Origin of the sequence: Arthrobacter liuii, assembly GCF_014639275.1 — a bacterium.
GTDB lineage: Bacteria > Actinomycetota > Actinomycetes > Actinomycetales > Micrococcaceae > Arthrobacter > Arthrobacter liuii.
Map to the genome: position 1 here is coordinate 59,217 of NZ_BMFW01000017.1, position 18,776 is coordinate 77,992.

At 66.4% G+C, this 18,776-nt stretch carries 16 protein-coding genes and 1 pseudogene; 8 read left to right on the top strand and 9 right to left on the bottom strand.

Features of this window, described 5'->3' with window-relative positions:
* Positions 1-46 precede the first annotated feature (46 nt).
* Positions 47-820 carry an SDR family NAD(P)-dependent oxidoreductase gene (locus tag IEW19_RS15475; RefSeq protein ID WP_188572499.1) on the top strand — a complete coding sequence of 258 codons (774 nt, stop codon included), beginning with the start codon at positions 47-49 and terminating at the stop codon, positions 818-820.
* On the opposite strand, the gene IEW19_RS15480 is transcribed toward IEW19_RS15475, so the two are convergent.
* On the bottom strand, positions 788-1,924 hold the full coding sequence (locus IEW19_RS15480; protein WP_188572500.1) for an FUSC family protein: 1,137 nt from the start codon (positions 1,922-1,924) through the stop codon (positions 788-790). The genes IEW19_RS15475 and IEW19_RS15480 overlap by 33 nt on opposite strands.
* A 208-nt stretch (positions 1,925-2,132) precedes the next feature.
* Entirely contained in the window at positions 2,133-3,722 is a 1,590-nt protein-coding gene (locus tag IEW19_RS15485; RefSeq protein ID WP_188572501.1) for an MFS transporter, read from the bottom strand.
* A gap of 436 nt (positions 3,723-4,158) precedes the next feature.
* Between IEW19_RS15485 and IEW19_RS15490 the strand changes: the two genes are divergently transcribed.
* Positions 4,159-4,416 carry a hypothetical protein gene (locus tag IEW19_RS15490; RefSeq protein WP_188572502.1) on the top strand — a complete coding sequence of 86 codons (258 nt, stop codon included), beginning with the start codon at positions 4,159-4,161 and terminating at the stop codon, positions 4,414-4,416.
* A 7-nt stretch (positions 4,417-4,423) separates the two neighbouring features.
* On the opposite strand, the gene IEW19_RS15495 is transcribed toward IEW19_RS15490, so the two are convergent.
* Positions 4,424-6,952, bottom strand: a complete 2,529-nt coding sequence (locus tag IEW19_RS15495) for an ATP-dependent DNA ligase (protein ID WP_188572503.1) — start codon at positions 6,950-6,952, stop codon at positions 4,424-4,426.
* 40 nt (positions 6,953-6,992) lie between these two features.
* On the opposite strand from IEW19_RS15495, the gene ku reads away from it, so the two are divergent.
* From ku to IEW19_RS15510, 3 genes are all read left to right on the top strand, one after another.
* A complete protein-coding gene (ku, locus tag IEW19_RS15500) occupies positions 6,993-8,072 on the top strand; it encodes a non-homologous end joining protein Ku (protein WP_188572504.1) in 1,080 nt (359 codons plus the stop codon).
* A gap of 149 nt (positions 8,073-8,221) precedes the next feature.
* Positions 8,222-9,064 (top strand): class I SAM-dependent methyltransferase, encoded by an 843-nt coding sequence (locus tag IEW19_RS15505; protein WP_188572505.1) that lies wholly within the window; start codon positions 8,222-8,224, stop codon positions 9,062-9,064.
* 3 nt (positions 9,065-9,067) lie between these two features.
* On the top strand, positions 9,068-9,496 hold the full coding sequence (locus IEW19_RS15510) for an SRPBCC domain-containing protein (protein WP_188572506.1): 429 nt from the start codon (positions 9,068-9,070) through the stop codon (positions 9,494-9,496).
* Positions 9,497-9,670: 174 nt separating this feature from the next.
* On the opposite strand, the gene IEW19_RS15515 is transcribed toward IEW19_RS15510, so the two are convergent.
* From IEW19_RS15515 to IEW19_RS15535, 5 genes are all read right to left on the bottom strand, one after another.
* Complete coding sequence (locus IEW19_RS15515) at positions 9,671-9,949, bottom strand: HPr family phosphocarrier protein (protein ID WP_015935750.1); 279 nt, start codon at positions 9,947-9,949, stop codon at positions 9,671-9,673.
* Positions 9,950-10,015: 66 nt separating this feature from the next.
* The gene (locus IEW19_RS15520; RefSeq protein ID WP_188572507.1) at positions 10,016-12,103 is read right to left on the bottom strand and encodes a PTS fructose transporter subunit IIABC; all 2,088 of its coding nucleotides are present in this window, start codon (positions 12,101-12,103) and stop codon (positions 10,016-10,018) included.
* 2 nt (positions 12,104-12,105) lie between these two features.
* Positions 12,106-13,143, bottom strand: coding sequence for a 1-phosphofructokinase family hexose kinase (locus IEW19_RS15525; protein WP_188572508.1), 1,038 nt, complete (start codon positions 13,141-13,143; stop codon positions 12,106-12,108).
* Entirely contained in the window at positions 13,140-13,946 is an 807-nt protein-coding gene (locus tag IEW19_RS15530; protein WP_188572509.1) for a DeoR/GlpR family DNA-binding transcription regulator, read from the bottom strand. The genes IEW19_RS15525 and IEW19_RS15530 overlap by 4 nt, the downstream gene beginning before the upstream one ends.
* A 231-nt stretch (positions 13,947-14,177) precedes the next feature.
* Complete coding sequence (locus IEW19_RS15535; protein ID WP_018769660.1) at positions 14,178-14,435, bottom strand: DUF6458 family protein; 258 nt, start codon at positions 14,433-14,435, stop codon at positions 14,178-14,180.
* A 173-nt stretch (positions 14,436-14,608) separates the two neighbouring features.
* Here IEW19_RS15535 and IEW19_RS15540 point away from each other — a divergent pair, with 173 nt between their 5' ends.
* The 3 genes from IEW19_RS15540 (at position 14,609) to IEW19_RS15550 (ending at position 18,634) form a co-directional block, all read left to right on the top strand.
* Entirely contained in the window at positions 14,609-15,226 is a 618-nt protein-coding gene (locus IEW19_RS15540; RefSeq protein ID WP_188572510.1) for an alpha/beta hydrolase, read from the top strand.
* Between the two features lie 203 nt (positions 15,227-15,429).
* Positions 15,430-16,167: an HAD family hydrolase gene (locus tag IEW19_RS15545; RefSeq protein WP_188572511.1), complete on the top strand. Its 738-nt coding sequence runs from the start codon at positions 15,430-15,432 to the stop codon at positions 16,165-16,167.
* Between the two features lie 121 nt (positions 16,168-16,288).
* On the top strand, positions 16,289-18,634 hold the full coding sequence (locus IEW19_RS15550) for a glycoside hydrolase family 65 protein (protein ID WP_188572512.1): 2,346 nt from the start codon (positions 16,289-16,291) through the stop codon (positions 18,632-18,634).
* Between the two features lie 10 nt (positions 18,635-18,644).
* Here the strand turns inward: IEW19_RS15550 and IEW19_RS15555 are convergent.
* Positions 18,645-18,776: pseudogene (locus tag IEW19_RS15555) on the bottom strand (lipoyl synthase); the annotation flags it as partial.

Consider the following 18,776-nt stretch of genomic DNA (forward strand, 5'->3'; position numbering starts at 1 on the left):
CTAGCGGTCTTGGCGCGGCACGGCGCTCTCTGGCTAGGCTGGCAGCATGACGCCATCAAGCTCCCGAACAACAGCACTCGTCACCGGGGCCAGCGCCGGGCTAGGCCACGAATTCGCCAAGCAGCTCGCGGGCCAGGGCCACGATCTGGTCCTCGTGGCGCGTAACGCGTCCCGGCTTGCAGAGGCGGCGGAGGACCTGCGGCGGCGCTATGGAATCACGGCTGAGGTGCTTCCCGCAGACCTGACGGACGACGATGACGTCGCTGCCGTCGTCGAACGCCTTGAAGACACCCAGCGGCCGGTGGGGATCCTGGTCAACAACGCAGGGATCGGCCTGCTGCACAACTTCGAGGACAACCATGCTGCGGACGAGAAAAAGCACCTTAAACTGCACGCCGAAACGTCCATGGTGCTCACCCACGCGGCCCTGAAGGGCATGCTGGAGCGCGGGGAGGGCAGGATCATCAACGTGGCCAGCGTGGCAGCCTTCCTGCCCCGCGGGACCTATTCGGCAGCGAAGGCCTGGCTGGTGAGTTTCAGCCGCTGGGCGAACCTGGCCTACCGGAAACGCGGCATCAAGGTCACGGCCGTCTGCCCCGGCTTCACACATACCGAATTCCACGACCGGATGGGGATGGACAAGTCGGTGGCTCCGTCCTGGACGTGGTTGCGCGCGGAGCGGGTTGTCCGTGAGGGCCTGGCGGACAACGAGAAGGGCAAAGCGGTGTCCGTCCCGTCCAGGCGCTACAAGGTGGTGGCCGCAGTAGCCAGGGTTGCCCCGGCGCGGCTAATGGCGGGGCCGGCGCGGAAACCGAAGTAGGGGTGCGGCCCCGGCCGGATGTGCCGGGGCAACCTTCCGCGTGCGCGAACCGGACCGCCGGACGGCTACCACCACCAGGATCCCCAGCAGAGCGCCCACCAGTGTCTCTACCGCCCGTTCGACGATCAGGGTCCCCGGTTCGATCGGGGAGGCCAGCTGGGTTATCAGCAGGATGACCGGAGTGAACCAGACCATCGCCAGGCCATAGTGCCTGGTCATGAACAGTTCGGTGGCGAACTGGAAGAGGATCACCAGGAGGGCCAGCACGGCGGCCTGGTGTGCCGGCTCCTGAAGCCGGGGGTACAGCGCTGCCAAGGCCCACGGCCCCGGAAGGATGACCACGGCGGTGACCGCCAGTCCCAGCAACGTCCCCACGATGCGGTGGACACCCCGCCGGACGCTGCTGGGCAGGTCTGCCCCGGCGAGCGGTACTGCGGCGGCAGCCATGGCCCAGTGCGGGTGGCCGGTGCCGCTGATGACGCCCACCGTGCCGGCAGCGCCCACCGCCAGTACGTACCGCGCGGCGTGGACCGACAGTTCCCGCCGCCGTGCCGACGAGCGGGATGGCATGTTCCTGGTTGCCCCGGGCTCCCATGACCTGCTCCGCACCCAGCCGCTGAAGCCGATCAGGATGGAGAACACTGATGAGGCCGCCGCGATGAGCATGGCCACGTACCAGGGAACTGCGGCGGGAACGGAGGCGCAGGCACCCAGCGCGAGGATGCCGAAGAAGGGCCCGTTCGGTTTCAGGTGTACCCGGTCCGAGTACACCGAGCCCACCCCGGCCAGGGTTGCTTCCACGGCCACCAGCCACCAGGAGTGGATGTGGTTGACGGACAGCGCTACCCCCACGGCAACCCCGCTGAGCAGCACCAGGGCACCCTGCCCCTGGTGGCGGAGCCGCAGCTGGTGCGGTTCCAGGCGGCCGTACATGCCGGTCAATGCGCCGAACACCGCGTAGATAATGAGGTTGGTATGGCCTGCGGCAAGCAGGAGCAGCGAGGGCACAGCCACGCTGAGGGCCACGCGGAGCGCGGCAAGGTGGTCATTGGTGGCCGGTTCCAGCCGATGCAGTGCGCGCAGCTGCGCCACCACGTGCTTCATGTCCCGACCCGTCCTGTTTTCCTTGTCCTGCGGCAGCCCTGGGGCCCTTGCGAACGTATCACCGGGCATCAGGCAGAGTCACATTGCCGGCAGACACGAACCGACATCCGGCGGCCACGCAAAGGCCCGTCCCCAGCATGCTTCCCCCAAGGAAGCACGCGGGACGGGCCTGTGAGCGTGGGCTACAAGAGTGCCCGGGCGGATGGCGCTATGCCCCTGCCGGAACCCCGCGGTGTGCCTGGGAATCAGCGGCGTCCTGGGTTTCGAACGGCAGTTCGTCCAAGTTGATCAGCGGGTTCTCGTCCTGGGTAGCCACCAGTTCCTTTGCCTCTGCCCGGGTGTCAACGCTCGGCATGGAGCCCGGAAGGGGCCGGTTGGCGGATTCCTTCAGGAAGTAGATGGCTACGGCGCCCACCAGGGAGGTGGCCATCAGGTAGTAGGCGGGCATCATGTCGTTGCCGGTGGCGCTGATCAGCGCGGCCACGATGAAGGGGGTGGTCCCGCCGAATATGGCCACCGCGAAGTTGTAGGCAATGCCCATGGCTCCGTAGCGGCTGGACGTGGGGAACTGGGCCGGCAGCGCCGAGGCCAGGTTTGCCACGTAGAAGGTTACGGGGAAGGCAACCAGGGCCAGCCCCGCCAGGGTGGACCAGATCTGTCCAACGCCGATCAGCAGGAAGGCCGGGATGGCCAGGGCGATGGTGCTCACGGCGCCAATCCAGAGCACCGGGCGGCGACCGATCCGGTCGGACAGCTTGCCCGTCAGCGGGATGCAGAGGCTCATGACCACCAGCACCGGAATTGTCAGCAGCGTGCCGTGGACTTCGTCGTAGCCCTTGGACTCTGTGAGGTACGTGGGCATGTAGGACGTCAGTGCGTAACCGGCTGTGTTGGCAGCGGCCACAACCACCATGGCAACGATGATGGGCCGCCAGTAGGCCTTGACGATCCCCACAGGACCCTTGGCCGTGGCCGTGTCACCAGCGGATGCGTTCTTGGCCTGCTCCTCCTGGGCGTCAAGGGTGGCCTGGAACTGCGGCGATTCCTCGATCTTGCTCCGGAAGTAGACGGCGATCAGGCCCAGCGGACCTGCCACCAGGAACGGGATGCGCCAGCCCCAGTCCACCATGGTGTCCTGGCCCAGGGTCAGCTGCAGGACCGAAACCAGGGCGGCACCAATGGCGAAGCCCAGGTAGCTGCCCAGGTCCAGGAAGCTGGCAAAGAAGCCGCGGCGCTTGTCAGCGGCATATTCGCTGACGAAAGTCGTGGCACCGGCGTACTCACCGCCGGTGGAGAAGCCCTGGACCACCTTGAGGAGCACCAGCAGCGCGGCCGCCCACAGTCCAATCTGGGCGTAACCGGGCAGGAGGCCGACGGCGAAGGTACTGGCCGCCATGATCATCAGCGTGGTGGCCAGGATCTTCTGGCGGCCCATCTTGTCGCCCAGCCAGCCGAAGATCACGCCGCCCAGGGGGCGGGCGATGAAGGTGGCGGCGAAGGTTCCCAGCAGGAACAGCGTCTGGGTTGTGGGATCGGATTCGGGGAGGAATACCGGGCCCATGGTGGTGATGAGGTAGCCGAAGACGCCTACGTCGTACCATTCCATGGTGTTGCCAACGATTGTTCCACCGAGTGCCTTTTTGAGCATCGGTTGGTCCACCACATTGACATCGGATTCCTTGAGCCGGCGGCGTGGCAGCAGCCTGGGCTTCTTGGCAGCCGTGGGGGCTGCCGGGTCTGTTCCGCTGGCGTTCCTGGCGCCTGCTGGAGAGTCGGTCCTGCTTCGGTCTGTGGGCATTTGGGCAACTCCTGTGGAGGTCATTTGCTTGCGACTTGTAGCTGCCCCGCTCCGGGCAGGCCTTCAATTTTACGGGAGATCAGTACCGTAGGCCCGCCGGATGGCCTAGGATACGGCCGTTTACACCCCCATACGGGGATTGATCCACAGGCTTTTTCCCCCGCTTTTCCCGCGCCATCATTGGGAAGCAGGCTGATGAACCGGGTTGTTGCCGAACTTTTTTGCGTTTGGTCCCTTTCCGGGCATTTTTCGCCGCGGATGTGGCCGAGAAAGTGACCCCGGCCACGGACCTTGGAGGGGGTTCACAGGAGCCTCCGACGTGCCTATGGTAGAGCGATGAACACACTTCTTTCCGGGTACTAGTCCGCGCACGCCCGGGCGCTTTCGTTGGCGTTTCGTTTCAAGGAAGAACGAAGGAAAGAAGGGAAGTACCACTATGGGCGAAGAGTCCAGCCAGTTCCACATCAAGCCTGAGGTGGCGGACCACCTTGCGGCAGCCATGGACACGCCCGTGGCACCCGGTCCGCCGGCAACCGGGGGCGTGCCCCTGGCAGAGCAGGGCGGGTGGCCGGACGGCTATGGGAAGCGTCGGCACCCCAAGGACCGGGACGCCGGGCATGGCCGGACGGGACACGAAGCCGCTGTGACGGCGGTCCACCGCACCGGACGCCCGCAGATGCCGCACTCCTCGTAACCCCGGGTCAGCCTTCCCGAACCACGTCCGATGCGTCCTTGTCCACGCGCCAGCCCCGCCACCGAGGATGCCGCAGCCTTCCCGGCCCGGTCCACTCGCTGTAGGCCACCTCGCCCACAAGCTCCGGTGACACCCAGTGGGCGTCCGCGGCATCGGGGCGGGGAACATCATGGAAAGGCGATGCCTTCCGGCCCAGCCGTTCCACGGTCTGCCGCAGTTCCGCCAGTTCGCGGGTGCTGAAACCAGAGCCGACGCGGCCCACGTACTGAAGCTTGTCGCCGTCGGGAATCCCCACCAGCAGCGATCCCACGGTGTCCTGGCGGCCACCTTTTCCCGGCCGCCAGCCACCCACCACCACTTCCTGGGTCTGCTCTGTCTTGAGCTTGATCCACGTCCGCGTCCGTTGGCCACTCACGTAACGGCTGTCCGTCCGTTTGGCCATGACACCCTCAAGCCCCAGCTCCTGCGCGCTGTCGAGCAGGTCCTTGAGGGCCTCGTCCAGGACGGGCGACAGGTTAACCGGGCAGCCGGACGGCCGGAAGAACTCCTCCAGCCGGCGGCGCCGCGTGCTGAGCGGCAGGCGCCGGAGGTCCTTTCCGTCGTCGAACAGGAGGTCGAACAGCATCAGTTGGACCGGGATCGCCGTGCGGGCCTTGGCGACGTCGGCGGCCCGGGCCAGCTTCATCCGGCCCTGCAGCAGCCCAAAATCAGGCCTGCCGCCGGGCCCGAGCGCGATGATCTCACCGTCTGCCACGAACGGCTGCTCCGGCCAGCACGCCCGTTCGGTCAGCTCGGGGTAGGTCCGGGAGACGTCGTTGCCATTGCGGGAGAAGATCCGCACCCTCTCACTGTCAGCCACCATCAGGGCACGGACGCCGTCCCATTTGAGCTCGTACTGCCATGAGCTGCCCTGCAGGTCGGCGGGGGTCCCGGACGTGGCCATCATGGGCTGGTATTCCAGGGGATCCGCAGCGGTGGGAGCGTCCGGTGCGTCAGGTCCGGCCTCCCTGGGTGGCGCCGTCCCGCCGTCGCCGGCTTTCGTTCCTTGCGGGGCCGCCTCCTGCTCTGGCGGCGCCGCCTGGGCAGGCGCGTGCCGCCGTCGTCCGCCCGGGTGCTCCTGCTCCATCAGGTGGATCAGCCACTGCCCCTCGGCGTCCTTCCCCTGGCCGCGCCCGGTGTGGATAAGCGCTACCTTCTTGCTGCCGCCCAGCCCGCCGCCTTCCGACCCGGTCAGGGTGACGATGACTTCCTTGCCGTTGATCCACTTGTGCGACTCGTAGGTGCCGGTGTCCCAAATGTTCATGGTGCCCGCCCCGTACTGCCCCTTGGGGATGGTCCCGTGGAAGGTGAGGTAGTCCATGGGATGGTCCTCAGTCTGGACGGCAAGGTGGTTCTTCCCGCCGGATTCGGGGACGCCCTTGGGCAGGGCCCAGGATGCCAGCACCCCCTCGTGCTCCAGCCGGAGATCGTAGTGCAGCCGGCTGGCGTGGTGCTCCTGGATGACAAAGCTGTTCCCGCCTGCCGGGATCCCCGCGAACGGCTCCGGCGTTGCGTGGCGGTCGCGCATGGCGCGGTACTTGCCCAGTCGCGGGTCGCCGTCGTGGTGTGTTTCCCCGTGGTCCGGGCTGGCCTCCGCTGCGCCTGCCGCAGCGTTGACGACGGCGGCGAACGGGTCTTTGCCATCCCGCACCCTGCGCAGCACTTCCTGGTAGTCGAGGTGCTTCAGCTTGGGAGAATCGATTTCCCGCCACGTCCGCGGTGCAGCCACCATGGGCGTGGGCCTGCCACGCAGCGAGTAGGGGACCACCGTGGTTTTCGCCGCGTTGTTCTGGCTCCAGTCCACCAGCACCTTGCCCTTGCGGAGCGACTTCTTCATGTCGCTCACGGCCAGGTCCGGGTGGTCGGCCTCAAGGGCGCGGGCCAGTTCCCGCGCGAAAGCGGAGATCTGCCCAGAGGTCTGGGTCCCGTCCAATGCTGCATAGAGGTGGATGCCCTTGCTGCCGCTGGTCACCGGCACCGGGTCCAGTCCCACGTCCTGCAGGATGGACCGCGCCAGGAGGGCCACCTCGCGGCATTCCGGCAGGCCGGCGCCGTCCCCCGGGTCCAGGTCCAGCACCAGCCGGTCCGGGTTGAGTTGGTTGCCGTGGGAGTCCACCCGCCACTGCGGCACGTGGACTTCCAGGGAATTGATTTGGCCGAACCAGGCCAGGGTGGCGGCATCGTTGACCATGGGATAGAAGATGGTCCGGTCTTTGTGCGTGATCGCCGCCCTGGGCAGCCAGCCGGGAGCCGAATCCTCCAGGTCCTTCTGGAAGAACACCTCCCCGGGTTTGTCCGCAGTGCCCACCCCGTTGACCCATCTCTTGCGCGTGGCCGGACGGTTGGCGGCGGCCGGGATCAGGACGTGGGCCACCGCGGCGTAATACGCCAGGACGTCCGCCTTGGTGGTACCGGTTTCCGGGTAGATGATTTTGTCCAGGTTGGTGAGGGTCAGTTCGCGCCCCGCAACCCGCACCCGCTCCCTGTTACCGGCCATGGGGCTTCACCTCCGGCCCGGTCTGATGTTGACTGTAGTAATGAGAGCCATCTGGAAGGGTGCCATCGCGTTTGGGCTGGTCAACGTGCCCGTGAAGGTCTACAGCGCCACTGAGGATCATGACATCAGTCTGCACCAGGTTCACAACACAGACGGCGGAAGGATCCGGTACCAGCGCAGGTGCGAGGTCTGCGGCGAGGTGGTGGACTACTCGGACATCGAGAAGGCGTTCGAGGAGGACGGCCGCACCGTGGTGCTGTCCAAGGATGAGCTCAAGTCGATTCCCGCGGAGAACAGCCACGAGATTGAGGTGGTGCAGTTCGTTCCGTCCGAGCAGCTTGAACCCATGATGTTCGAAAAGAGCTACTACCTGGAACCGGACTCCAAGTCGCCCAAGGCCTACGTGCTGTTGCGCCGCGCACTGGAGGACACGGACCGGGTGGCGGTCGTCCAGTTCGCGCTGCGGGAGAAGACCCGGCTGGGGGCGCTGCGGATCAAGGACGACGTGCTGGTGTTGCAGTCGCTCCTCTGGCCGGACGAGGTGCGGGAGGCCAGCTTCCCCTCCCTGGAGGCTGACATCAGGATCTCCGCCCAGGAACGCGACATGTCCGCGGCGCTGGTGGAATCCATGGCTGCGGACTTCGACCCCACCTCCTTCACTGATGAGTACCAGGTGCAGCTGCGCCAGCTCATCGACGCCAAGCTGGAACAGGGTGAATCGCTGGACACGGAGGAGACGTTCGGCGTCGAAGCCGGCGAGGGTGGCAAGGGCGAGGTCATCGACCTCATGGAGGCCCTCAAGCGCAGCCTGGACAGGAAGCGCGGCGGCGGGGAGGCCGCCACCGCCAGTCGGGATTCCGACGACGAAGCGGACACCGGGGGCGGCGAGGCCGAAGCGGCCAAACCGGCGCGCAAGGCCTCCGGTACCAGGGCGGCATCCTCGAAGGCGGCAGCGAAGACCGGAACGGACGATGCACAGCCCGCCTCCGCCAAGTCCACAGCCGCCAAGTCCACAGCCGCCAGGTCAACCGCTGCGAAGTCGACTGCATCCAAGTCTGCGGCCACCAAGTCCGCAGACAAGCCGGCTGCCAAGACCACCAGGGCGCGCAAGCCGGCCTGACCCGCAACCGGCTTGATCTGGCGCTGCTACCCCGGATGTCGCGTCTTTACAGCGGCCGGTATCGCGTCCACAATGAGCAGCATCACAGCCTCCGCTGTGCCAACAGCGTGCTGTCAGTCATTCGGACCGGACACGTAGAGGGGCGCGGCATGAACCAGCAGACCGAAGCAATGGAGGCGGACCGGGAGCTCAAGAGGAAGCACCGGGCCATGTGGGCGTCAGGGGACTACCCGGCCCTTGCCGATGAAATGCTCCTGGAACTGGGCGCCGTCCTGGTGGAGGCCTGCGGCATCAGGTCGCGCCAGCGGGTCCTTGACGTCGCGGCAGGAACAGGCAACGCAGCCATTCCCGCTGCCATGATGGGCGCCAAAGTAGTGGCCAGCGACCTCACCCCCGAACTTTTCGAGGCGGGGCGGCGGGAGGCCGCAAACCGCGGCGTCGGCCTGGAATGGCAGGAAGGTGACGCCGAAGCGCTGCCTTTCGGCGATGCGGAGTTCGATGCCGTGATGTCCTGCATCGGGGTGATGTTCGCGCCCCACCATCAGGCGGCTGCCGACGAGCTGCTCCGGGTCTGCAAGCCGGGAGGCTCCATCGGGCTGCTGTGCTGGACACCGGAAGGATTCATCGGGCAGATGTTTGCCGTACTGAAGCCTTTTGCCCCGCCGCCACCGCCGGGCGCGCAGCCCGCGCCGCTGTGGGGGAGCGAGGAACATGTCCGCGAACTGCTGGGCGGGAGGATCACCGACGTCCATACCCGCAAGCAGAACCTGGCCGTCAGGAGCTTCCACCAGCCTGTGGACTTCGTCCGGTATTTCAAATCCCACTACGGCCCGATCATTTCCGTCTACAAATCACTGGGCGACGACCCTGACAAGGTGAAGGCGCTGGACAAGGCCCTCACGGATCTTGCCGACTCCTTCGGCGACGCCCACGGCGATGTCCCGTTCCAAATGGAATGGGAGTACCTGCTCTTCACGGCGAAGAAGGCCTAGGCCATGCCGGGAGACCACGTGGCAACCTCGGTCACCATCATCAACGCCGGTCCGGAGCGTGTGTGGGAGGTGATTACGGACCCTGCCGCCGTGAAGGAGTTCATGTTCGGGACAACACTGGCGACGGACTGGAACGTTGGAAGCCCCATCACCTGGCAGGGCGAATGGGAAGGAAAGGCGTACCAGGACAAAGGCCGGATCCTGGAGGTTGAACCAGGACGGAAACTGGTGCACACCCACTTCAGCCCGTTGTCCGGCCAGGAGGACAAACCCGAAAACCACCACACGCTGGAATGGACGCTCGAAGACCAGGGCGGCGCCACCCGGCTGACGCTGGCACAGGACAACAACCCCAGCGAGGAAGCCGCGGCCCACTCCAAGGCCATGTGGGACAGGCTCCTGGCCGACGTCAAGGCGCTCGCCGAACGCTGATGCCCCCCCAACTGGGTCGCAGTAGTTGTCGTTTTGGGTGTTCAGAACGACATCTACTGCTACCTAGTTGGGTGAGGCTCGCGGAAGGCGGGACCGGCGCTTAAACGCAAGCGGCCGCCGTCGGGTGCGTTCCCTGGTGGGAAGGCACCCGACGACGGCCGGGGGCATTAGCTGCTACTCGGCGTCGTGATCCGTTTCCAGGATCTGCACCAGGCGTTCCAGCGCGTCATCCGCCCCGGCACCCTCGGCGCGCAGGACCACAACATCGCCGTGCGAGGCGCCCAGGCTCATGAGGGACAGGATGCTCGCGGCATCCATGGCCTCGTCGGCCGGCTCGCCCTCACGGGCAATGGTGATGTCCAGGTCGAACTCTCCGGCTGCCTCGGCAAAGATGGCGGCCGGACGGGCATGCAGGCCCACGCGGCTGGCAACGGTTGCGGTGCGTTCTGGCATTTTTGCTCCTTTGTCTTTCGGCGTGCTGACGGTTCAGCGGCCGGGAAGGTGTGTGGCTAAGCCGGCTCAGACGGTTACGGGAACCGGTTCAACCGTATCAACGCTCTTCTTGACTGCCCAGCGCTTGAGCGCGATCACGGCGAAGGCGGACACAACCGCTCCCACCGCGATGGAGACGAAGAACATCAGGAAGTTGTCGATGGCGAAGAAGACGAAGAACCCGCCGTGCGGGGCCTTTGACCCGACGCCGAATGCCATCGACATGGCGCCCGTCACCGCACCGCCCAGCATGCTGGCAGGGATGACGCGCAGCGGGTCGGCAGCGGCGAAGGGGATGGCTCCTTCGGAAATGAAGGATGCGCCCAGCAGCCAGGCAGCCTTGCCGTTTTCCTGCTCTGCGAGGCTGAAGAGCTTCTTGTTCAGGACGGTCGAGGCGAGGGCCATGGCCAGCGGAGGAACCATGCCTGAGGCCATCACGGCCGCCATGATCTGCCACGGAGCCTGGTTGTCGATGGTTGCGGCGCCCAGGCCGGCGACGGCGAATGAGTAGGCAACCTTGTTGACCGGGCCGCCCAGGTCGAAGCACATCATCAGGCCCAGGATCACGCCGAGGGCGATGGCGCCGGCTCCGGTGAGTCCCGAGAGCCAGCTGTTCAGGCCGTTGGTGATGGCGACGATCGGTCCGCCGAGGATCACGAACATCAGCCCGGACGCGACAAGCGAGGCCAGCAGCGGGATGATGACAACCGGCATCAGGCCGCGCAGCCAGCGGGCCACCTGGAGGCGGCCAACCACGTAGGCAATGTAGCCGGCGAGAAGGCCGCCCACGATGCCGCCGAGGAAGCCGGCACCCATGAACCCGGCCACGGCGCCGGCAACAAAGCCGGGGGCGATGCCCGGACGGTCGGCGATCGCGTAGGCGATGTAACCGGCCAGCGCGGGTACAAGGAAGCCTAGTGACAGCGCGCCGATCTTGAACAGCACTGCCCCGAGGTAGGCACCCAACGGACCCCAGGCATTGTCCGGGAACTCGGTGGGCAGGTTGAAGAGGCTGTTCTGGAGCACGATGGTGTCCGCGTACTTGGTGATCAGGTAGCCACCCATGAGGAAGCCGAGGGCGATCAGCAGGCCGCCGCCGGCGACGAACGGGATCATGTAACTGACGCCGGTGAGCAGGGCCTTCTTGAGCTTCTGGCCGATGTGCTCACCCCTTTCCTCGGCCTCGTGCTCGGCCTGCTCCTCGGCACCGAAGTGCGGGACGCGGCGGGCGTGGGGGTTGTCGGCTGCGGCGAGCGCTTCCTGGACCATCTTGTCCGGCTCGTCGATGCCGCGCTTCACGGGGGCGTTGATGACGGGCTTGCCGGCAAAACGTTCCTTGCCACGCACATCCACGTCGACGGCGAAGATCACGGCGTCCGCGGCGGCGATGACGGCGGGGTCCAGCGCCTTGGCGCCGGAGGACCCCTGGGTCTCCACCTGCAGGTCCACGCCCACTTCCCGGGCCGCGGCCACGAGCGAGTCCGCCGCCATGTACGTGTGCGCAATACCGGTGGGGCAGGCCGTAACGGCTACGAGGCGCTTGGGGCCCCGGCCGGCTGATCCGGCCGAAGTTCCCTCGGTGGCACCTGCAGCCCCTACAGCACCAACGCCGGCGGCTGCCGGGGCTGCGTCAACGGGAGCCGCGGCGGCGTGTGCGGCGGGCTTGTCCGCCAAGGCGCCGTCAACGAGCTCCACGATCTCAGCCTGGGAGGAGGCATTGCGGAGGGCCGCGGTGAAGTCCTTCTTGATCAGGGACCGGGCCAGCTTGGACAGCAGCTTCAGGTGCTCCTGGTCCGCCCCGTCAGGAGCAGCGATGAAGAACACCAGGTCTGCCGGGCCGTCCTTGGCGCCGAAGTCCACCTTCGGGTTCAGGCGTGCCATGGCCAGGGTGGGGACGGTGACGGCGGCCGACCGGCAGTGCGGGATGGCGATGCCCCCGGAGATGCCAGTGGCGGTCTTCTGCTCGCGGGCGAAGGCGTCGGCGAAGAGGCCTTCAACTTCTGATGCGCGTCCGGTGGCAGCTACTTTGCTTGCCAGATGCCGGATCACCGTCTCGGGGGCGTTGCCCAGGTTCTGGTCGAGCTCGACCAGGTCCGTGGTGATGAGCTGGGTCACTGTCAATCCTTTCGAAGGGCCGTGATGGTTACGGCATCCGGGGTGGTTTGGTGTACTGCGGGAACGGTTGAACCCGGCAGGGAGGCGGCGGCGGCGCCGTGCGCCACCGCCTGGCGAAGGCAGTCGGCAGGGGCGGCGCCCCGGCCATGGGCAAGCAGGTAGCCGGCAAGTGCGGAGTCGCCCGCACCCACCGTGCTGACCGCGGCGACCGGCGGGTGCGTGGCCAGCCACGCGCCGTCGGCCGTTACAAGGACAGCTCCCTTGGAACCGAGAGTTGCCAGCACAGCACCCACACCGGAACGTACGACGGCGGCTGCGGCGGCGGCGGCAGCAGCCGGGTCCGCTTCCAGTTCGTCACCGGAAGCCGGGGGAAAACCGGCGGCTGCGGCCAGCTCCGCCAGTTCCTCGGCATTGGGCTTGAGCAGGTCCGGTTTCCCGGAACCTGGGTTTGTTCCGCCGGTGCCTGGCACATCGTTGGAAGTCCAGGCGCCGGAGGTTCGGGCGCCGGCCACGGCAGCGGCGAGGGGCGCCCCGGAGGAGTCGACGGCGATCAGCGGCGCAGTGCCGTTGCCCGCCTCCCGGATCCGCCGGGCCACCGTGGCGTAGAAGTCTTCCGGGAATCCCGGCGGCAGCGAGCCGGCCAGGATCACCCAGCTGGCACCGCGCGAGCTCTCCAGCAGCAGCTTGATGAGGGCTTCCTGCTGGTCCGGGGCCAGTACGGGCCCGGGCTCGTTGATCTTGGTGGTCACGCCGCCGGGCTCGGTGAGCGCCACGTTGGTGCGCAGCGGCTCGTCGATGGGAAGCGAAACGAAGGGTACCGCCTGCTCGCGCAGGCCTGCCAGGACGGGATCGCTATCCGCGCCGGGGAGGACGGCCAGGGACTCGAGGCCGGAAGCCACCAGGGCGCGGGAGACGTTCACTCCCTTGCCGCCGGACTCCTGGCTGACGGAGACGGCGCGCTGCACCTCGCCGCGGGCCAGCGGACCGGGCAGGGCAACGGTGCGGTCGAGGCTGGGGTTGGCCGTGAAGGTGACGATCATGCGATCACCACGTCTACGCCGGCCTCTTCCAGGGCGGCCGCGAGTTCAGGTCCGGGTTCACTGTCTGTGATCAAGGTGTCCAGATCTTTCAGGGAGGCGAACTGGACCAGGGTTTCCGTGTCCAGCTTGGAGGAGTCGGCCAGCACCACAATGCGGCGGGCCGACTGGACGAAGGCTGCCTTGACGGCTGCTTCTTCAGGATCGGGAGTGCTGAGGCCAAAGGCGGCGTGGATGCCATTGGTCCCGATGAACGCGATGTCAGGTCGGATCCTGGCGGCAGCGTTCACTGTCGGCTGTCCCACGGCCACCTGGGTGAGGCCGCGAACGCGCCCGCCGAGTATTTGCAGGGCAACGCCGGGAACGTTGGAGAGCTTGCTGGCTATGGGTACTGCGTGGGTGATGACCACCAGTTCATGGTGCGGGCCCGTTCCGTCGGAAGGTTCGACGGCGGTGCGCCGCGCCAGCATTTCCGCCAGCACCTCGGTGGTGGTGCCGCCGTCCATGAGGACGCTGGCCTGCGAGTTGCGGGGGATCAGGGCAAGGGCGGCTTCGGCGATCCGGGTCTTCTGGTCCGGCCGCTGGATGGCACGCTCGGTGACGCTTTCTTCGGTGGTGCTGAAGCGGTCTGCAGCTACCGCGCCGCCGTGGACCCGGCGCACGGTGCCGGCGTTTTCCAGGGTGGCAAGGTCCCTGCGGACTGTTTCAGTCGTGATGCTGAAGCGCTCAGCCAGCAGGGTCACACTGACCCGGCCACTGCCGGCTACAAGCTCGGCAATCTTTTGCTGGCGCTCTTCGGCGAACACGTACCCTCCGTTGCGTAGGTCTCGGCGTGATTGGCATCACATCGATGTTGAGTTACTTGACTTTATCTTTGCTTCTGTTGGTTTGTCAATGGAAACCAACACGAAACAAGATCTGCTGGTAGGGACTCCGCGGGAGGCACGGAAAAGCCGGGCTGGACGCGTTGTGGTCCAGCCCGGCTTTTCCGGTCCATGTGATGCTTCCCGGGGATGCCGTCCCCGGTCCTGCGTTGGTTAGACGCCGCCGTCGCGGCTTTCGTGGCGGGTGATGCGCTCTCCAGTGTTGGGGTCGATCACGGAGCGGGATTCGCTGACGCGGCGGCTCCGGCCCGGGGAGGCCAGGATGAGTGAAGCGATCAGTCCGATCACGCCCACGGCCATCAGGATGTAGCCCACCAGTTGTTGGTCCACGAAGGGGATCAGCCCGGGAGCCACTGCCCAGGCAAGGATGGCGCCCAACGCGATGAGGAAGATTGACGAGCCGATTCTCATGACTTGCTCCTTATGGCCGCGTCCTGCGCGGCGCTGGTAGGGCGTTGCGGTGATGGTGTTGCGTATACTGCCAAAGCTAAGCATGCTGTCTGTCAGGCGACACGCTACCTCCCGGCGGTTCCGGATTCAATCACCGGGCCGGGGCGGCGCGCTTCCCTCGTTAGGCTGGTCCGGTGGAAACAGTTGTGTGGTCCAGGCCGGAAGGCCAGCGCGCCGGCACACCACTGCTGGTGATGATGCATGGGTACGGCACGGACGAATCTCGGATGGTGCGACTCTTCGAATACCTGCCGCAGGAGTTCACCTTCGCCGCCCTTCGGGCTCCAATGCCCATCGGCGACCAGTGGGGCTGGTTCCTGCTGGACTACTTCCTGGCCAACGACTTCGCGGACGTCATCTCGGCCGCCAACGCAGTGCAGGCCTGGATCAACTCCGTCAAAGAACAGCACAGCAGCGTCACCCTGATGGGGTACTCCCAGGGCATGGCCATGGCCAGCACGCTTATGAGGCTGCACCCGGACAGCCACAAGGCCGTTGTGGGGCTGTCCGGCTTCGTGCTTAACAATGAGCTCCTCTCAGTGACGGATTCCTTCGACGAGAAACCGCCTTTCTTCTGGGGCCGGGACCGGGCGGACCTGGTGATCAACGACGACGCCGTGGCGTACACCGCGGAGTGGCTGGAAAAGAACACCCGGTTGACGGCCCGGACGTACCCGGGCATGGGCCACGCAATGTCCAGGACCGAGATGGTGGACGTCAGCGCTTTCCTGCGCCATTACGTGCTGCGCTGACCGTGTATCCATCCTTAACCGGGGTAAGGAAAAAACAGTTGCCAGCGAAATTTGCAAGCGCTTACACTCGTCTACGGCCATGACCGGTCCTGCAGTGGGCGGACGGGGAGGCGATGCTGCGCGCATGTAGCGCAGCAGCACCTCCTTCAGGCTGTCCCGGCGGGGGCCGGCTGTCCGCAAACTGAAAGGACACCGCACTGCCGATGACACCACAACCTGCAGCCGACACCGCCGCCTGGACCGGCGCCTCGGCAATCCTGTTTGACCTGGACGGGGTGCTGACGCCTACGGCCACCGTGCATGAGCATGCGTGGCAGGAACTGTTCGACGGGTACCTGGCCTCCCGGCCCGGGATCTCCGGGTATAGCGAAAGCGACTACTTCGACCACATCGACGGCAAGCCCCGCTTTGACGGTGTGCGCGACTTCCTGGCCTCCCGGGGGATCACGCTGCCGGAGGGTCCGCTGGATGACGACCCCGCCAACGAAACCGTCCAGGGCCTGGGCAACCGGAAGAACGCGATCTTCAATGACATCGTGAGCGCCGGCGTCGAACCTTTCCCAGGCTCGGTGCGCTTCCTCGAAGCCGTGCTTGAGCGTGGACTCAAGGTCGCCGTCGTCTCCTCCTCCCGGAACGCTCCCGCCGTCCTGAAAGCCGCCGGGCTCAGCCACCACTTCGCAGTGGTGGTGGACGGGGTGCTGGCCGCGGAGCAGGGCCTGCCCGGCAAGCCAAGCCCGGCCACCTACGAATACGCCGCGAAACTGCTGGACCTGTCCAGCCCCGAATGCGTGGTGGTCGAGGACGCCGTGTCCGGTGTGCAGGCCGGGCGCGCGGGATCCTTCCACTCCGTCATCGGGGTTGACCGGGGCGCCGGGCGGCAGGCGCTCCTGGATGCCGGCGCCACCCTGGTAGTGAACGACCTCCAGGAACTCATCCCCTAAGACCCGCGCCGTCCACCCCGGCTGCCTTTCCCCGGGCAGCACCAATCCGCATACAGCAGTTCCCCCGAATACCTCATGCCGGCCAGCCCGGCAGTACAGCAAGGCCAAAAGGACCCCGACCATGGCACTGATTACCGCGGACCGCGAACGGTTCCCCGATACTCCCTGGCAACTCGTTGAAACGCGCTACGACACCGACGGCGCGGGAACCCTTGAGACATTGTTTGCCCTGGGAAACGGGCACGTCGGCATCCGCGGTGCCCATTGGGCGGCGGCGGATGTCGAACTGCCTGGCAGTTTCATCAACGGGCTGCACGAAATCTGGGACATCAAGCACGCCGAAAACGCCTTTGGTTTCGCCCGGACGGGCCAGCGGATCCTCTACATCCCGGACGTCAACAACTTCACGGTGGTGGTGGACGGCGAAAGCCTCAGCCTGGCCGAATCGGAGGCCCTCGATTACCGCCGGAGCGTCGACTTCTGCACGGGGATCTATGAATGCCGCATCACGTGGCAGTGCCGGTCCGGCGCCAGGGTGACCACCACGGAACGGCGGGCCGTGGGGTACGCATCCCGGGGCAGTGTTGGTATCTCGCTGGAGGTGGCCACGGACCGGCAAGTCTCGCTGGACGTCACGTCCTCGGTCATCAACCGCCAGGACCAGCCGGTGGAAGACCACTCCGTGCATGATCCGCGCCGCGCCGGCCGCCATGCCGGCCGGGTGCTGCTGCCAGTGCGGCTCGACGGCGGCGACGGCTCCCTGCGCCTGTCCTGGGAGGCAGCCGAGTCCAAGCAACGGGTGGGGATTGCGGTGGACCACTGGACCTCTGCGGGGCATCAGCCGTTCGAGACGTTGGTAGACCAGGACGACAGCAGCGTCCGGTACGTCCTGGCAGTGGACGCCGATGAACCGTTCCGGCTGGAAAAGAGCGTCAGCTACGCCGCAGGCAGGACATTCCAGGACCCGGAGATCGATGCAGCCGCCGTGGCGGAAGACGCCCTGCGTCCCGTCAGTGACATCTTTGCCGAGAGTGAGGCCCACTTCCGCGACTACTGGGCCACATCCGACATTGTGGTGGAGGGCGGCCGCCCCGGGTTGCAGCAGGCCATCCGATGGAACCTGTTCCAGCTGGCCCAGGCCACGGCGCGCGCCGATGTTGCCGGCATCCCTGCCAAGGGAGTCACCGGATCAGGCTACGACGGGCATTACTTCTGGGACCAGGAGGTGTACCTGCTGCCCTACCTCACCTACACCAATCCCGACGGCGCCCGGCAGGTCCTGGAGTTCCGCCACGGCATGCTTCCCGAAGCCAAGATCCGGGCCAAGGAGCTAAGCGTGGACGGCGCCCTCTTCCCGTGGCGCACCATCAACGGGCTCGAGGCCAGCGCCTACTATGCTGCCGGCACCGCCCAGTTCCACATTGCCGCGGCAATTGCCTTCGCCACCAACCGGTACCTGTGGGCTACGGGAGATACCGGGTTCCGGGACGGCATGGGAGCCGAACTGCTGATTGAGACCGCCCGCATGTGGATCTCCCTGGGCTTCTTTGGCAAGGACGGGCTGTTCCACATCCATGGCGTTACCGGTCCGGACGAATACACGGCCGTGGTGAACGACAACCTGTACACAAACGTCATGGCCCGCTTCAACCTGGGCGCCGCAGCCGCCCTCGAACATGCCGAAATCACCCACGAGGAGCGCCAGTTGTGGCAAGCAGCCGCAAAGCGCATGCAGTTGCCATTCGACGACCGGATGCAGGTGCACTCACAGGACAATGACTTCATGACCCTGGAGGCCTGGGACTGGTCCACGCCCCGGTCCAAGTACCCGCTGCTCCTGCACTTCCACCCGCTGGTGATTTACCGCCACCAGGTCCTGAAGCAGGCGGATACGGTCCTGGCCATGTTCCTTCAGTGGCAGGACTTCACGGCTGAGGAAAAGCAGCGCGCCTTCGACTTCTACGATCCCATCACCACCGGGGACTCCACCCTCTCCGCATGCGTGCAGGGGATCATGGCGGCGGAGGTGGGCTATTCGAAGGAAGCCCTGGCGCACTTCACCAACGCCGCGTTCATCGACCTGGACGACACGCACGGCAACACCATCGATGGGGTGCACATCGCCTCCGCGGGGGGAGTGTGGAGTTCACTCGTGTGCGGCTTCGCAGGGATGCGCGACCAGGGCCCGGTGCCGTTTTTCGATCCCCGCCTGCCTGCCGGGTGGGACGGACTGGCCTTCCACCTGAAAATCCGGGGCCGCCTGCTGTTGGTCCGGGTCTCGGCCGGTGCCATCACCCTGACCGTCCAGGAGGGCGAGCCGCTTGAGGTGGACGTCCGCGGACAGCGGCTGATTGTGGCAGGCCAGGCAGTGCAGGTCCACTTGGAACCGGTTGCGGAGCCGGAGCCCACGGTGTTCCCCAGCGGACTGCCGACGGCGAGCATCCCCGTGGTGCGCGGCAAGAGCTGACGCTGGGCTTCTAACCTGCCAGGAGGGTGGCGGCTTCCTGGCGGGTGGTGCCGGAGTCCTGGATGCCGTCGGCGATGTGGGCGAGTTCGGTGGGGATGTGGCGGCCTTTTTTGCGCATGGCGGTGGCCCAGAGGCGGCCGGC

What these genes read in the sequence shown, in the direction of transcription:
- IEW19_RS15475 (WP_188572499.1), top strand. Translation starts at nt 47, where the DNA reads ATGACGCCATCAAGCTCCCGAACAACAGCACTCGTCACCGGGGCCAGC.
- IEW19_RS15480 (WP_188572500.1), bottom strand. Translation starts at nt 1,924, where the DNA reads ATGAAGCACGTGGTGGCGCAGCTGCGCGCACTGCATCGGCTGGAACCG.
- IEW19_RS15485 (WP_188572501.1), bottom strand. Translation starts at nt 3,722, where the DNA reads ATGCCCACAGACCGAAGCAGGACCGACTCTCCAGCAGGCGCCAGGAAC.
- IEW19_RS15490 (WP_188572502.1), top strand. Translation starts at nt 4,159, where the DNA reads ATGGGCGAAGAGTCCAGCCAGTTCCACATCAAGCCTGAGGTGGCGGAC.
- IEW19_RS15495 (WP_188572503.1), bottom strand. Translation starts at nt 6,952, where the DNA reads ATGGCCGGTAACAGGGAGCGGGTGCGGGTTGCGGGGCGCGAACTGACC.
- ku (WP_188572504.1), top strand. Translation starts at nt 6,993, where the DNA reads ATGAGAGCCATCTGGAAGGGTGCCATCGCGTTTGGGCTGGTCAACGTG.
- IEW19_RS15505 (WP_188572505.1), top strand. Translation starts at nt 8,222, where the DNA reads ATGAACCAGCAGACCGAAGCAATGGAGGCGGACCGGGAGCTCAAGAGG.
- IEW19_RS15510 (WP_188572506.1), top strand. Translation starts at nt 9,068, where the DNA reads ATGCCGGGAGACCACGTGGCAACCTCGGTCACCATCATCAACGCCGGT.
- IEW19_RS15515 (WP_015935750.1), bottom strand. Translation starts at nt 9,949, where the DNA reads ATGCCAGAACGCACCGCAACCGTTGCCAGCCGCGTGGGCCTGCATGCC.
- IEW19_RS15525 (WP_188572508.1), bottom strand. Translation starts at nt 13,143, where the DNA reads ATGATCGTCACCTTCACGGCCAACCCCAGCCTCGACCGCACCGTTGCC.
- IEW19_RS15535 (WP_018769660.1), bottom strand. Translation starts at nt 14,435, where the DNA reads ATGAGAATCGGCTCGTCAATCTTCCTCATCGCGTTGGGCGCCATCCTT.
- IEW19_RS15545 (WP_188572511.1), top strand. Translation starts at nt 15,430, where the DNA reads ATGACACCACAACCTGCAGCCGACACCGCCGCCTGGACCGGCGCCTCG.
- IEW19_RS15550 (WP_188572512.1), top strand. Translation starts at nt 16,289, where the DNA reads ATGGCACTGATTACCGCGGACCGCGAACGGTTCCCCGATACTCCCTGG.